This is a genomic window from Streptomyces sp. NPDC029466, from assembly GCF_055574515.1.
This window is the reverse complement of sequence record NZ_JBVHZH010000067.1, coordinates 1-14,528: the sequence shown is the minus strand read 5'-3', so window position 1 is coordinate 14,528 and position 14,528 is coordinate 1. Positions and strand designations below refer to the sequence as shown.

The 14,528-nt window shown below is 70.0% G+C and carries 13 protein-coding genes; 5 read left to right on the top strand and 8 right to left on the bottom strand.

All coding sequences use genetic code 11. The annotated features are described in order from the left end of the window. Positions 1 to 35 precede the first annotated feature (35 nt). Both ACZ4XD_RS34310 and ACZ4XD_RS34305 read left to right on the top strand, forming a co-directional pair. Positions 36 to 956 (top strand): ScbA/BarX family gamma-butyrolactone biosynthesis protein, encoded by a 921-nt coding sequence (locus tag ACZ4XD_RS34310; RefSeq protein WP_468048816.1) that lies wholly within the window; start codon positions 36 to 38, stop codon positions 954 to 956. Between the two features lie 224 nt (positions 957 to 1,180). Next, a complete protein-coding gene (locus ACZ4XD_RS34305; RefSeq protein ID WP_468048813.1) occupies positions 1,181 to 1,900 on the top strand; it encodes an HAD family hydrolase in 720 nt (239 codons plus the stop codon). 106 nt (positions 1,901 to 2,006) lie between these two features. On the opposite strand, the gene ACZ4XD_RS34300 is transcribed toward ACZ4XD_RS34305, so the two are convergent. The 3 genes from ACZ4XD_RS34300 to ACZ4XD_RS34290 all read right to left on the bottom strand — a co-directional run bounded on the left by ACZ4XD_RS34300 (position 2,007) and on the right by ACZ4XD_RS34290 (position 3,831). Continuing rightward, the gene (locus ACZ4XD_RS34300; RefSeq protein ID WP_468048810.1) at positions 2,007 to 2,153 is read right to left on the bottom strand and encodes a hypothetical protein; all 147 of its coding nucleotides are present in this window, start codon (positions 2,151 to 2,153) and stop codon (positions 2,007 to 2,009) included. A gap of 158 nt (positions 2,154 to 2,311) precedes the next feature. Then, positions 2,312 to 2,905, bottom strand: coding sequence for a maleylpyruvate isomerase N-terminal domain-containing protein (locus ACZ4XD_RS34295; RefSeq protein WP_468048806.1), 594 nt, complete (start codon positions 2,903 to 2,905; stop codon positions 2,312 to 2,314). A 41-nt stretch (positions 2,906 to 2,946) separates the two neighbouring features. After that, complete coding sequence (locus ACZ4XD_RS34290; protein WP_468048804.1) at positions 2,947 to 3,831, bottom strand: NAD(P)-dependent oxidoreductase; 885 nt, start codon at positions 3,829 to 3,831, stop codon at positions 2,947 to 2,949. Between the two features lie 147 nt (positions 3,832 to 3,978). On the opposite strand from ACZ4XD_RS34290, the gene ACZ4XD_RS34285 reads away from it, so the two are divergent. After that, positions 3,979 to 5,049: a GlxA family transcriptional regulator gene (locus ACZ4XD_RS34285; RefSeq protein WP_468048852.1), complete on the top strand. Its 1,071-nt coding sequence runs from the start codon at positions 3,979 to 3,981 to the stop codon at positions 5,047 to 5,049. A 125-nt stretch (positions 5,050 to 5,174) separates the two neighbouring features. Here the strand turns inward: ACZ4XD_RS34285 and ACZ4XD_RS34280 are convergent, their stop codons facing one another. Further along, entirely contained in the window at positions 5,175 to 5,738 is a 564-nt protein-coding gene (locus tag ACZ4XD_RS34280) for an RICIN domain-containing protein (RefSeq protein WP_468048801.1), read from the bottom strand. A 497-nt stretch (positions 5,739 to 6,235) separates the two neighbouring features. Continuing rightward, on the bottom strand, positions 6,236 to 7,798 hold the full coding sequence (locus ACZ4XD_RS34275; RefSeq protein ID WP_468048797.1) for an alkaline phosphatase D family protein: 1,563 nt from the start codon (positions 7,796 to 7,798) through the stop codon (positions 6,236 to 6,238). 622 nt (positions 7,799 to 8,420) lie between these two features. Between ACZ4XD_RS34275 and ACZ4XD_RS34270 the strand changes: the two genes are divergently transcribed. Beyond that, entirely contained in the window at positions 8,421 to 10,094 is a 1,674-nt protein-coding gene (locus ACZ4XD_RS34270) for a tetratricopeptide repeat protein (RefSeq protein WP_468048793.1), read from the top strand. Between the two features lie 54 nt (positions 10,095 to 10,148). Here ACZ4XD_RS34270 and asnB read toward each other — a convergent pair whose 3' ends face one another. Both asnB and ACZ4XD_RS34260 read right to left on the bottom strand, forming a co-directional pair. After that, complete coding sequence (asnB, locus tag ACZ4XD_RS34265; RefSeq protein WP_468048790.1) at positions 10,149 to 11,975, bottom strand: asparagine synthase (glutamine-hydrolyzing); 1,827 nt, start codon at positions 11,973 to 11,975, stop codon at positions 10,149 to 10,151. A 16-nt stretch (positions 11,976 to 11,991) separates the two neighbouring features. Next, positions 11,992 to 13,401: an MFS transporter gene (locus ACZ4XD_RS34260; RefSeq protein ID WP_468048787.1), complete on the bottom strand. Its 1,410-nt coding sequence runs from the start codon at positions 13,399 to 13,401 to the stop codon at positions 11,992 to 11,994. Positions 13,402 to 13,662: 261 nt separating this feature from the next. On the opposite strand from ACZ4XD_RS34260, the gene ACZ4XD_RS34255 reads away from it, so the two are divergent. Beyond that, positions 13,663 to 13,878, top strand: coding sequence for a heavy-metal-associated domain-containing protein (locus ACZ4XD_RS34255; RefSeq protein WP_388191594.1), 216 nt, complete (start codon positions 13,663 to 13,665; stop codon positions 13,876 to 13,878). 51 nt (positions 13,879 to 13,929) lie between these two features. Here the strand turns inward: ACZ4XD_RS34255 and ACZ4XD_RS34250 are convergent. Then, positions 13,930 to 14,528: ABC transporter ATP-binding protein (locus tag ACZ4XD_RS34250; RefSeq protein ID WP_468048784.1), on the bottom strand; the 599-nt coding region annotated here is incomplete at its 5' end.

Genomic DNA, 14,528 nt, shown 5'->3' with positions numbered 1-14,528 from the left:
GTGCGCATGTTCGAATTTCGGTATTCCCTGGTCGTATGAGCACCTCAACGGTCAGGGTCGTCGGAAAGAGTGAGCCGCTCAGCTGGTCACGCACCGTCGAGCGGGAGCTGGTGCACCGGACCTCGGTGGCAGAGGTCCTCCTTACGGATGTACGGCCGACCGATACCCCGCACGCCTTCCTGGCGGCGGCGTCATGGCCACGCGCGCATGCGACGTTCCCCCGCGACGGGTCGCAGCGGCACAGTCCGCTGATCCTGGTGGAAACACTGCGTCAGCTCGGTCTCTACATTCCCTTGCGGTTCTACGCGGTTCCGGCGGCCTTCCGCGCGGTCATCACCGATCTGTACTTCCGCCTCAGCCCCGCCGACGAGTTGCCGGCCCGCGCCGGAGCGACCGAAATCACCTGCTCGGCGCGGGTGAGCGCCGTACGGCGGGCGCCGGACGAGTCCGCCGTCGGACTGCGCCTGCATGTCACCTTCGCTGCGGGCGGGGTGACATTCGGCCAAGGTGGCGGGGGTGTGCGATTCCTGGACGGCGCGCGCTTCACCGCGCTGCGCGCCAGGAGCGCGGTCGATGCCGTCCCGGCTCGCCCTCCGGAGGCCCAGTACCGCCCGCCTGCCGCGCAGCTGACCGTGAATCACCCGCATGATGCGGTCCTCGCTCTCGACCAGGGCGAGCTGTTGGTCTCGCCGGCCGACCCGCTGCACCCGTTCTTCTTCGACCACTCCACCGATCATGTGCCGGGCATGGTGCTGTTGGAAGCCGCCCGCCAGGCCGCCTCGTACCGCAGTCGGGGCAGTCTGAGACGGCCCCTTTCCGGCCGGCTGAGGGCCTCCCGGTTCACCGAACTGACCCCGCCCGCACGTGTGCTGTGCACCCGGCACGGCTCGATGTGTGCTTTCCGCATCCTCCAGGGCGGCACGGAGACGGCTTGCGGCACCTTCACTTATACGTAGAGCACACAATATTGACATTTGTGAATTGGTTGACCTTTCTGCGTTGCCATCCGTAACGTAACGATCGTTATTTTCCGGCTGGAGCGGAAGAACTCCGCTCCATGGGAGCTGCCCTGCCGGAATCCCTCGGCCCGGTGCCGGGCGTCCGTGAAACCGACGCTGCCCTGCCTCTTTCGCGACCGGTCGCATCGGCGCCTTCGGGCCCCATCAGAACGGAACCCCGAATGACCGCAGACAGCATCCTTTCCTGGACCCCCGCGGCCGTCGTTTTCGACTGCGACGGCACGCTGATGGACACCGAACGCCACTGGGAGGACGCCCGTGACATGGTGTTGAACAGCTACGGCTGCGCGCCCTCGGACGAATTCGCGGAAAAGGCGCGGGGGTTGCACTACACCGAATGCGGGCGCTTAATGGCCGATGAGGCCGGGCGTCCGGAACTGACCGGGGACATGACGGAATCATTGCTCAAGCACTTCCGTGAACTCGTCTCCGCGGACCCCACCACCATGCCCGGGGCACCCGAATTGGTGCATTCGACGGTGCAGTTCGCCCCGCTGGCCGTGGCCAGCAACTGCCCGCTCGAAGTCGTCGAGTCCTGCCTGGGAATGGCTGGACTCCGGGATTGCTTCAGCCACATCGTGGTACCCAACGACACCACAAGACCCAAACCTCATCCGGACGTCTACCTCACCGCCGCCCAACTCTGTGGGGTGGAGCCCGCTGACACGCTGGCCGTCGAGGACTCCCACTGCGGCATCCAAGCTGCCGCAGGGGCAGGCATGCGGGTACTCGGAGTCGGTCCCCGCCCCAGCGACAGGGAGACGGCGTTGGCCGACTGGTGGGTCCACTCGCTGGCGGAGCCGGCGGTGCAGGGATGGGCCGACGCCCGCATCCCTGCCCAGGGCACTGGTCCCACTGGGCCCGGGACTACGAAGGCGTGACGACGGCGTGACGGCGGCCCGGCCCACGGCAGGCTCCATGACGGGCCACGGGCCCGCGGGCCGGGCGGCATTCAGGGTGACCTGCGGTGCGGGCGCCGCCGCCTCGTCAGGCCATGAGGTGCCCGGCATCCCGCGACACCGACGGGGCGACGCCGTTCAACTGGCTCATCGGGCTCGCCCAGGGGCCGGCATGGCGACGCAGCAACTCTGCCGCTTCCTCGCTCGTCATGCTGGTCCTCAGGAGCACTGCCATGGGGCCGGCTCCATCCGGATCCGCCGCCAGGTATCCAGCACGCCTCGCAGGCGGTTCTCCACGGTCCGGCCCGGGGGCGCTGGTGTGAGGCGTCCAGAGGAAGCGGGCAGTGGCCTCCGGAACCATGGAGGGGCCCTGGCTGTCAGGGTGTGGGCGGGTCAGCGCATGGTTCCGTCCCACTGCCAGTCCGCGCGCCGGGGCAGGCCGGGGAGCGGGGTGCGACCCGTACACCACAGCAGGGTTTCGGACGGGGCGTGCCCGGACGGAGCGTCGGGGAAGAGGCGGGCGAGGACGGCGGTGCTGAGGTCGTCGGGCGGGGTCCAGGTCTGGCCGAGGGCGCGGGTGATGTCGTAGGTGTGGACGGCCAGTTCGGTGATTCCCATGGCGGCGAAACCGGTGGCGTCGGAGTGGCCCCAGGGGTGCCAGGCGCGTGCTTCGGCAGGCGTGTCGCGGACGGTCGAAGTGAGGAGGGACGCGGCGATGCGCAGACCTTCCAGGCAGCCGGGGACGGGGGCTTGGGCGTCGAGTGAGGCGAAGAGGGTGATGTAGCGGTCGTCGGGACGGGCGATGAGCAGGCCGGTGTAGCCCATCAGGCCGAGGGCGAGATGGTCGAGGGTCTGGCGGCAGGTCCAGTCGAGCGCGTGGGCGGGGCGTGACCAGTCCTGGTCGGCTCCCTTGAGGAGGGCGGCCAGGCATTCGTCAGTGGCAGCGGCCAGAAGGTCCGTCCATGGCACGGCGGTAGCGGGATCCATCGGATCCGGCACGAGCTGAGTGGTGGCTGTTGGTGTCAGGGTCACTTGTCGTCCGCCGGCTTCTTCAGGACCTCGATCACGCTCGCGTAGCTGTCGGAGCCGTGGCCTGCGGCCTTGGTCCGTTCCATGGCGGACTTGAGGAGTTCGGGCAGGGCGTTGTCGATTCCACGGGCCGCCGCCGCGTGGATGAGGTGGTCGATGGCCGCGATCTGTACGTCAACGGTGGCGTCGTCGCCCGGGTAGCGGCCGGCGTCCACCTGGGGCGCGTAGGTGGTCAGGAAACCGGCCACGGCGGTCAGCCAGCGGATCGCGACAGGGGTGAAGGCCGTGGCCGGTGTCTTCTCCGCGCCGACCAGCGCGGTGCCGTGCAGCCAGCCTGTCATGGTGGACCACATCAGGCCGAGCAGCGCGGCGTCGTAGAGGGAGGCCAGGCCCGGGTCCGTGCCCAGGTGCAGGGGGTCCCCCAGGGTCGCCAACGTCTGACGGTGGGCTTCGAAGACGGCGTGTGAACCGCTGTAGAGGAACATCATCTCGGGGCTGCCGACCCCCGGCGGGGTGGTCATGATCGCGCCGTCGAGGTAGTCGGCGGCGTGTGTCCGGGCCCACGCGGCGGCCTCGTGGGCCTGCTCCGGGGAACCGGAGGTGAGGTTGACCAGGACCTTGCCCGCGAGGGAGCCGGCGACAGGGTCGAGGACGGAGTGCAGCACCTCGTAGTCCAGTACGCAGGCGATGGTCAGCGGGCTCGCCGCGATTGCCTCCTCGGGTGTCGCGGCAAGGCGGGCACCCCGGTCGACCAGCGGCTGGGCCCGGTGCGCCGAGCGGTTCCACACGGTGGTCTCGTGGCCCCGCTCCAGCAATGCGGCGGCCAGCGCCGAGCCCATGGAGCCCAAGCCGATGACGGTTACTGCCGGGCGATCAGAATGCATGCCACAACTCCCTGGATGTCCGCCTGCGGCGGTTGGTCACGTAGGACCAAGATCGCAGCGCGCGACGGCCGGGAACAGTGACGCTGGTGACAGCAACCACCAAATTCCTGCCGTACCCTGCGAGGTATGAATCCTGGTTCCGTCGCCGTGGTCGTGGCCGAGGACATCGGCGTCCCCTCATGGGATCTGTACGAGTTGAGCATCCCCTGCACCGTCTTCGGCAAGCCGCAGCCGGACCTGGCCGACCCCTGGTACGACCTGCGGCTGTGCAGCACGGGGACAGGTCAGCAGGACAGCTCTGCGACCGGGGCCGGGGCCGGGCTGGCGATGCGGACCCGCTACGGGCTCGATGACCTCGCCGGCGCCGACACGGTCATCGTCCCCTCGGTGCCCGACCCCTGCGTCGAGGAGGGCAGACCGCTGCCGTCGGCACTGATCACGGCCCTACGCCATGCCTACGACGCAGGCGCCCGCATGGTCTCCCTGTGCACCGGCGCCTTCGCGCTCGCCGAGGCGGGGCTGCTCGACGGACGACGCGCCACCGCCCATTGGATGCACACCGCTCAACTGGCCGAGCGTTACCCGAAGGTACAAGTCGACGACTCGGTGCTGTACGTGGACGACGGCGATGTGCTCACCAGCGCCGGGCTGACCGCTGGACTCGACCTCTGCCTCCATCTGGTCCGCCGTGACCTGGGCGCACATGTCGCCAATCAGCTGGCCCGCCGGATGGTGGTGCCCGCCCACCGGCCCGGCGGCCAGGCGCAGTTCATCGATCTGTCCGTGCCCACCACCGACGACGGGAGCCTGGGGCCCGTCCTGGACTGGGCCCGTGCCCACCTGGACCAACCCCTGACGGTCGAGGATCTGGCTCAGCGTGCAGCGATGAGCTCGCGGACCCTCCACCGGCGACTCCAGGCCGCCACCGGGACCACTCCACTTCAGTGGCTCCTCAACCAGCGCCTGGGACGGGCCCAACACCTGCTGGAATCAACCGACTTGCCCATCGAGAAGGTCGGGGAGCTCAGCGGCCTCGGCACGGCCAACAACCTCCGCCACCACTTCCTCAGACAGATCGGGGTGTCACCCAGCAACTACCGACGGGCCTTCCCCCGGACAACGCCCGAGTCATCCCCCTCCCCCTCCCCGCTCGCAAGCCGGGCCCAGGACGGAGAGGGCCGACAGTGGGCTGACCGCGGCGCACCCGACACCCGGTGACGCCAAGGGCGACGGGGCCCACGGCCGGTCCGGCGGACACCGGCCCAAGACCGCCGAGGACCAGGACGCGCTGCTGCGGTTCCTGGCCGGCGGCCGGAAATCGGCACCGGGTGCGGGTGGTGCCGCTATGCGGGGTAGAAGTGCCACCCCTGCCGCGCCGAGGGGCTGCCGCCCCACATCTTCTTCAGGTCCACGTAGTTGTCGCCTTCACTGCGTGCGGTCAGCGCCAGATCCTCGTGCACGTAGGAGACGATCCCGTAATCGGGGTTGTCGGGGTCGGTGCCGGGAACAGGCTTGAGCAGCCACCACTGGCCCTTGTTTCCCCGGCTGCAGACGCGCAAATACGAAATGCTGTCGGCACCGTTCTCGTCCGTGGCGCAGGCGCCTCCGGGAGAACTCTTGAGCTGGTACACGGGCCGGTTGTCCGAGTAGGCGACCACGTCGAACTGCCACTGGTTGTTCCAGGTCGGCTGGTCGCTCGGATAGACCTGCAGATACGTCCCCGCATTCCCCTTCGTGTCGTCCGGAAGCAAGTAGTTGCCGGTGACCTGGCTGACGGCCACCACCGGCTGCCCGACTGGCACCGCCCTGAGGGACGGGGCGGCGGCCTGGGCGGGCGTGGTGAGCGCGACCGCGGCCAGGGTGGTGGCTGCGGTGGCGATGAGCTTTCGGATGGTACGGACGCGCAAGGGATGCCTCCTTGGGCCACGCGACGACTGCCACTCGGAGAGCGATTTCCCCGAGCCGGGGAAAATGCTATGGCCGGGAATTCCCGCAGGGAGCGTGAGAAGTCGCCACTCGGAGCGGTGAACGCAAATGCGCCAAGGCACCTTCCGCACGAGCGCGTTCGTCCTCCACGCGTCTGGCCGTCGGCGCATTAATATGCCCGGATCAGGTGACGTATTCTCGCGCAAAGCGCTGCGGTTAACCTTGCTCAGGGCGCCGGCATATTTCCGTTCCTGGGCGTGTCGCGCCGCCAACCCATCGCACCCGATGGCCTGTTCACATGCCTGTGTGCCGGGCCGGCGACACCGCTGGGCGTCGCCGGCCCGGGGAAACGGCTTCTGAAGCGAAGTCGGCATCGGCGAAGGCGGGCCGGAGAGCGTCCCTGCCCCGCATCGCCAGACCATCCTTCGGGAACACCGCACGTGCCGGCCTGCTGGGCCTTCCCTGTCCTGCGGACTCCTCAGCGTTGCGGGTCGATTGCCACGGAGTAGAGCGCCTTCCCGTCGATGTCGCGCAGCCGTACGCTCATGACCTTGGACGAGCCGTCGATGTCGACCTCGCCGAAGTACTGGTAGCCGAACGCCGGATTGTTGTGATCCGCGTCCGGGGCGAGGGCCTGGAAGCGGACCTCGGGGCCGAAGGTGCCGTCGAGCCTGTTGGGCTCGTTGGCGACGATGGCGTTGAGGGGGCCGGAGACGAACTCCCAGAACGGGGTGAAGTCCTGGAAGGCTGCCTTGTCCGGGTCGTAGTAGTGGGCGGCGGTGTAGTGCACGTCCGCCGTGAGCCAGACCGTATTGGCGATGTTCTGCTGGTGGATGAAGGACAGGACCCGGGCGATCTCCCCCTCGCGGCCCAGCGGGACACCGCTGTCGCCCTGCGCTATCGCCTCCTGGGCGGCGCCGTCCGGCACCACGAGGCCCAGCGGCATGTCCGCGGCGATCACCTTCCAGGTCGCCCGCGAGGCCGCCAGCTCGCGCTTGAGCCATGCGACCTGCTTTGCGCCCAGGATTCCGCTGTCCGTGGCGGGTCCGGTGTTCGCGCTGTTGGCGTCCCGGTAGCTGCGCATGTCGAGTACGAAGACATCGAGGAGCGGCCCGTAACGGATGACCCGGTGGACCCGGCCGTCGCCGCTGGGACCCGTCTCGATCGGCAGATACTCGAAGAGCGCCTGCCGGGCGCGAGCGGCGAGGACATCCACCCGCCGCTCGGTGTAGCGGGTGTCGGTGAGCACTTCGCCCGGATACCAGTTGTTGAGGACCTCGTGGTCGTCCCACTGGTTGATCTGCGGGACGGCCGCGGCGAAGGCGCGGAGGTTCTCGTCCATGAGGTTGTACTTGTGCTGGCCGCGGAACTCGGCCAGGGTCTCGGCGACCTTGGACTTCTCCGGGGTCACCAGGTTGCGCCAGACGCGGCCGTCCGGGAGGGTCCGGGTCTCGGGGATCACGCCGTCGGCATACCAGAAGTCGCCGCTGCACAGGAAGAAGTCCGGGTCGCGCTCCGTCATGGCCCGGAAGATGCGGTAGCCACCGGCATCCGGGTTGATGCCCCAGCCCTGGCCCGCCAGGTCGGCGGACCAGACGAAGCGCACGTCGTCGCGGACCTCGGGCGCCGTACGCAGCCGCCCGGTCGCGGGATCGCCCACGCGCGAGGCGTCGTCGGGGTCGGCGAGCCGCACCCGGTAGTGGATGTCGCTCCCGGCGGCCAGGCCGGACAGCTTGACCTTGCCCGTGAAGTCGGTCTCGGCCGTGAGGACGGGGCCGGGTATGGTCACCGACCGCGCGAAGTCGGGGCGGGTGCTCACCTCGACCGCCATCCGGGCGGGCCGGTCGGCCCGGGTCCAGACGATGCCGCCGTGCGCGGTGACGTCGCCGGTCTGTACTCCGTGGGTGAGGGCGGGGCGCCCGTTCCGTACGAGGGCCGGCGCGGCGAGTGCGGGGCCGGCGCTCGCGAGGGCGGTGGGCAGGGCGGCTCCGGCACCCAACAAAAGGCCGGATCGCAGGAGTTGGCGTCGCTGGATTGCCATGGTCAGTGCTCCCTGGGTGGCTCGACGGCAGGCGTATCTGCACGACTTCACGCATGTCTACGCACCCGTGGGAGCCGGCACCCCTCGCCTCGGTGAATGGGCGGGGGCGCCGGGCCCAACTCATTCAAGCCACGCGAAGAAACGGACACGACTCCCGAAACGCCGTCTTAGATACCTCCGAGGGCCGGGAGGAGTCCTGAACGGAGGTTGTGGCGTCGGTGGTGTCGGTGGTCTCCGCGGGCCCACGACCGCCCGCAGCGTCAGGGCAGCCGCGGATCCCGCCACCAGGCCACAGGGGGCCAGGACTGGGATGTGCTCGGCTCGTCAGCGATCGGCTCGGGGCGTGGCGGGCGAGATGGATCCGGTGGCCGGTTGCATCCTGGCGGTGTTCCTCGGCGTGGCACCCGAGCGGTATCCGGGCGGCGGCCACAGCCGGGTTACAGTCGAAATGACTCCCCGGGAGCGCTCCGCCAGGAGCAGGCGGACCTCGTTGAGGCGGTGCGGCGACGTTCGTCCATCCAGGGCACCTTGGTCCGCACGGTGGACATGGTCACCACGTTGAAGGGGTCCAACGAAACCAAGGCGGCGCTGACCGAGTCACATCCCTCTGCAGGAGATCCTCATGGACTACTTCGACCTCGGGACCTTCACCCGGCCCGTATCGACCCGTTCGCCGGAAGCACAGCTCTGGTTCGACCGTGGCCTCGCATGGAGCTACGCCTTCAACCACGAAGAGGCCGTCACCTGTTTCGAAGCGGCGGCGGCAGCGGATCCCGGCTGCGCCATGGCGTACTGGGGCATCGCGTACGCCCTGGGCCCCAACTACAACAAGCCCTGGGAGTTCTTCGACGACGCCGATCTGCGGCGCTCGGTGGAACGGGCGCACACCGCCGTCGAGCGGGCCCACGCACGGTGCGACGGCGCCACCCCGACCGAGCGCGCGCTCATCGAGGCGCTGCGCGAGCGCTACCCGGCCTCGCGCCCCGCGCCGGACTGTTCCCTCTGGAACGAGCCCTATGCCGACGCCATGCGCGCCGCATACGAACTCGCACCCGACGACCTGGACGTCGCCACCCTCTACGCGGACGCGTTGCTGAACCTCACCCCGTGGCAGCTGTGGGACCTGCGCACGGGCGAGCCCGCTGCGGGCGCGCGCACGCTGGAGGCGAAGGCCGTCCTCGACCGCGCGTTGCTGACCGCGACCGGCAGCGATCATCCGGGCACGCTCCACATGTACATCCACCTGATGGAGATGTCACCGACACCGGAGAAGGCTCTTTCGGTCGCCGACCGACTGCGAGGACTGGTCCCGGACGGGGGCCATCTGCACCACATGCCCTCACATCTCGACGTGCTGTGCGGGGACTACCGACGGGTCGTGTCGGGCAACAGCGACGCGATCCGGGCCGACGAGAGGTACCTGCGGCGGGCCGGCGCGATGAACTTCTACACCCTGTACCGCTCGCACAACTACCACTTCAAGATCTACGGCGCGATGTTCCTCGGCCAGTCCAGGACGGCACTGGAGACGGCCGCGCAACTCGAGGCGTCCATCCCCGAGGAGCTGCTGCGCGTGCAGAGCCCGCCCATGGCCGACTGGCTGGAGGGCTTCCTCGCCATGCGGGTGCACGTGCTGATCCGCTTCGGCCGGTGGACGGACATCCTCGCGCTGCCGATGCCCGCCGACCCGGAGCTGTACTGCGTCAGCACGGCAATGCTGCACTATGCGCGCGCGGTGGCGTACTCCGCCACGGGGGCGACCGACGAGGCCGAGGCCGAACGAGAACTGTTCCGCCGCACGGCCGAACGGGTTCCCGAGACGCGGATGCTGTTCAACAACACCTGCCGGGACATCCTGGCCATCGCCTCGGCCATGCTCGACGGCGAACTCGCCTACCGCAAGGGCGAGTATGACGCGGCGTTCGCCTCCCTGGAGCGCTCCATCGAGCTCGACGACAACCTGCCCTACGACGAACCGTGGGGCTGGATGCAGCCGACCCGTCACGCCTACGGGGCGCTCCTGCTGGAACAGGGCCGGGTCGAAGAGGCCGAGGCCGTCTACCGGGCCGACCTCGGACTCGACGACACCCTGCCCAGGCCCTTGCAGCATCCAGGAAACGTCTGGGCCCTCCATGGTTTCCACGAATGCCTCGTGCAGCTCGGCAAGTCGGGAGAAGCCCGCATCGTCGCCCAGCAACTCACCGTGGCCGCCGCACTCGCCGATGTCCCCGTCGAGGCGTCGTGCTTCTGCCGCCTCGACACCGCGGGCGCGAAGAACGGCTACAGCTCCGACTGAGCCCGTGACCGTGCGCACTGATGCCGTGTAATGGCTCCCGGCGCGAGGAGGTCGTCAGAGGGCGAGTTCGGGCCGGTAGTGGTCCAGCCACAGGGCCAGGTCGACGACTCGTTCGAGGCGGAGGCGATGGCCCCATTCCAGCCGGTCGGGCGGGGTGTCGAGGCAGGGTTTGAGGTGCCTCTCGTCGGCCAGGGCCCGGACCTGATCGGTGGACAGGGCCTCGCGGGCCAGGTCCTGGAGGCCGCGGTTGTAGTCAGGGTGGTGGGTGGCCGGGTAGTGGTTCTTGGGCCGGTGCAGCACGGAGTCGGGCGCGAGTCCGGCGCCGGCGGCGCGCAGCAGGCTCTTCTCCCGGCCGTCGAAGCTCTTCAGCTGCCAGGGCGTAGCGAAGGCGTACTCGACGAGGCGGTGGTCGCAGTAGGGGACGCGGACCTCCAGCCCCTGCGCCATGCTCAACCGGTCCTTCCGGTGCAGGAGTTGACGCAGCCAGCGGGTCAGGGACAGGTGCTGCATCTCGCGTTGCCGGTGCTCGGCGGGGGTTTCGCCGTCGCGATGGGGCACGGCGGCCAGCGCGCTGCGATAGGTGTCCGCGCGGAACTCCCCGATGCGCAGGTCGAGCGCAGGGTTGAGCGGCATGGCCGCCTCGTCGCCGGTGACGAGCAGCCAGGGGAAGGTGGCCGCGTTCAGTGCCTTCGGGGAGTGGAACCAGGGGTAGCCGCCGAAGACCTCGTCCGCCGCCTCGCCGGAGAGGGCCACGGTGGAGTGCTGACGGATCTCGCCGAAGAGGAGATACAGGGAGGTGTCCATATCACCGACACCGATCGGTGAGTCCCGCGCCACGACGACCGCCTTGCGGTGCTCGGGGTCGAGCAGCGCGCGCGGGTCGAGGACGACCGTGCTGTGCTCGGTGCCGATGAAGGCGCCGGCCTCGGCAGCGTACGGGGTGTCGTGGCCGGTGCGCAGCACGTCGCCGGTGAACTGTTCGGCCTGGTCGCTGTAGTCGACGGCGTACGAGCGGATGCGGGCGTCCGGTCCCTCGCGCAGCCGGAGTTCGTCGGCGAGCAGCGCGGTCAGCACGGTCGAGTCGATACCGCCGGACAGCAGGCTGCACAGCGGGACATCGGCCTCCAGCTGGCTGCGGGCGGCCGTGCCGACCAGCTCACGGATCCGCTCGACGGCCGTGTCCCGGTCGTCGTCGTGAGCGTCGGCCTCCAGCTGCCAGTAGCGGCGTTCGCGGATGCCGCCGCGGTCCAGCACGAGCAGGCCGCCGGGTTCCACCTCGCGCACCCCGGACCACACCGTCGGCCCGGTGTTGAAGAGCAGGCTGTACGCCTCGCGCAGCCCGTCGGCGTCCACCCGTGGCCGGATCTCCGGATGGGCGAACAGGGCCTTGGGTTCGGAGGCGAAGGCCAGGCCGCCGTCGACGGTGGCCCAGAACAGCGGTTTGACGCCGAGGCGGTCGCGTACCAGCAGCAGCCGCTGGGCGTGCTCGTCCCAGACGGCGAAGGCGAACATGCCCTCCAGGTGGTCGGCGAGATCCACCCCCCATTCGGCGTACGCGCGCAGGACCACCTCGGTGTCGCTGCGGGTGTGGAAGCTGTGCCCCCGGCCGCGCAGTTCGGCGCGCAGCTGGTGGTGGTTGTACACCTCGCCGCTGTAGCTGAGAACGGTGGCCGGGCGGTCGGGCCGGTCAGTCATCGGCTGCACGCCACCGGCCGGGTCGATGACGGCCAGGCGGCGATGACCGATCGCGGCGTGCTCGCCGAGCCAGGCGCCGCACGCGTCCGGGCCTCGTGGGGTCAGGGTGGCCGTCATGGCTTCGAGTACCGGGCCCTGGGTGCGGGCGTCGTGGTGGAAGGACACCCATCCGGTGATTCCGCACATAGGAGTCTCTCCTGGGTCAGTCGTGAGCGGCCGACGTCGGGTCGGTCGTCTTTTCGGGGAGGGAAGCGGGCCTTCTGCCGGGCAGAGCGAGCAAGGGTATGGACAGGCACGCGGCGAGGGCGGCCGGCGCGAGCGCGGCCCGTACGCCCGCATGCGGTCCGGTCAGCCCCCAGGCGGCGGTGGCCAGTGCGGGACCGAGGGTGAAGCCGAGACTGCGGGCAAGCTGCACCGTGGCTCCCACGGTCGCGACCCGGTCCGGTGGGGCCGCGCCCATGACGAGGGCCTGGGTCGGGCCCCCGTTCAGGCCCAGCCCGACGCCCGCCAGCGCCAGCCGCCAGGCCACGTCCAGCGGTGCCCAGGCGTCGCCCAGGGGGAGCAGCAGGAGCAGGCCGGCGGCGGTGAGGACGGCGCCGGTGACCGCGATCGGCCGGGCGCCGTACCGGTCGGCGAGGCGTCCCCCGAGTGGCCCGGCCGCCCCCATGCCGAGGGGGAAGGCGAACACGGTCAGCCCGGTCGTGGTGGCGCTGACACCGTTATCGCGCTGAAGGTGCAGGGCGACGACGTAGTGCATGGCGGCGAACCCGGCGGCCAGGGTCAGCACGGCCCCGTGCGCCCGGAACAGCCCCGCCGTCCGGAGCGCGCCGGCCACCGGACGTCCGCCCGGTCCGCGCAGCCACCACCACAGCGGCGGTACGGCGGCGAGGGCGAGCAGCAGCCAGGCCGGGCCGTCCGGCGCCATCGTCAACGCCAGGAGCACGATCGCGGCGCCGGTGGCCACCAGCAGTGCGTCGGCCACCGACCGCCGGTCGGGTGCCCGCAGTCCCCCGTCCCGAGGCATCGCCCTCCAGACCACGACCAGGGCGAGCACACAGAAGGGGATCTTCACCAGGAAGACGGAACGCCAGCCCAGGTGGTCCAGCAGCATTCCACCCACGGCGGGCCCGATCACCGCGCCCAGCGGGCCCAGGGTGGCGGGCACGCTCATTGCCCGCCCGCGCAGCTCCGGCCGTACGGAGCGGAGCGCGAGAACCGGCATCAGCACGAACAGCAGCGCACCGAACGCGCCCTGCATCAGACGGGCGGCGATCAACCAGGCCATCCAGGGCGCCGCGGCAGCCAGGGCGCTGCACAGTCCGAAGCCGCAGGTCGCAGTCAGCACGGCGGAGCGCAGCGGCACTCCGTCGAGCCACCGACCCACGGGCAACAACAGTGCCACCACGGGCAGTTGGTAACCCAGCACCGCCCACTGAGCAGTTGCCGTGGACACCCGCAGACCGTCAGCAATGTCGGCCAGGGCCACGTTGACGATGTTCATGTCGAGCATCGCCACGAACGCCAGCACACCCGCCACGGCGACCAGCGGCCAGCGGTCCTCGCCCCTGGGCATGCGACCGGCCTGTTCCGCACCGGGACCGTCGTTGGTCACCCGTCTCCCCTCATCGTCACGGGTGGGCTGCCGGGCAGCAGCCGCGCTCCATAAGTCGGGGAGGAAAGGGGGTGAGTTCCCAGCCTCCCCAATCCCCAATCCCCAATCCCAATCCCAATCCCAAGTCCCCAGTCCCCAACGGCACCCCGCCGTGGAACTACGCCCTCCACTCATCCGACTCCTGAGGTGAGGGCGTCGATCTCAACACCCTCTCCGCGGATCCGTAGACCGGCGAAAGCCCCTGACTCCCAGGAGTTCCCCATGGCCCAGAAGCAGTACAACGTCACCGGCATGAGCTGCGAGCACTGCGTGGCAAGCGTCACGGAAGAGGTCTCCGAGGTACCGGGCGTGAGCGAGGTCGTGGTCGACCTCGCCGCGCACACCGTCACGGTGCACGGCACGGACCTCGATGACGAGCGGCTGCGCGCTGCCATCGTCGAGGCCGGTTACGTCGTTGCCGACTCGGTCGCCGCCTGATTCCACACCAGGGGCCGGGCAGGACGCTGTCGCCTCCTGCCCGGCCCTCGGTCATCCTCCGGTGGGTACCGCCGGCGCAGGCGTCTCCGTGCCGGCCGGCGCCTGGTGATCGAAGGCGATCAGCGGATCACCGGTGAGCGGGTGGTCGACCACAGCCGCCCGCACGCCGAACACCTCGGCCAGCAGGGCGGGAGTGAGGACATCGCGCGGTGGTCCGGACGCGATCACGGCTCCGGCATGCAGGACATGCAGTCGGTCGCACACGGAGGCGGCGGCGTTGAGGTCGTGCAGCGACACCAGCGACGTACGGCGCTGGGCGCGCAGCAGGGCGAGCAGTTCGACCTGGTGGCGGATGTCGAGGTGATTGGTCGGCTCATCCAGCACCAGCACATCGGGGTCCTGACAGAACGCACGGGCCAGCAGGACGCGTTGGCGTTCGCCGCCGGACAGTGCCGTGAACCGGCGCCCGGCCGCCGCTGCCATGCCCACGTCCGCGAGCGCTCGGGCGACGATGTCCCGGTCGGTGGCATCATCCCCCGCGAAGGCCCGCTTGTACGGTGTGCGCCCCATCGCGACGACCTCGTGGACGGTCAGTTCGAAGTCGCTCTGCCTCTCCTGCGGCAGCGCCGCCACGTGCCGCGCCGACTGGA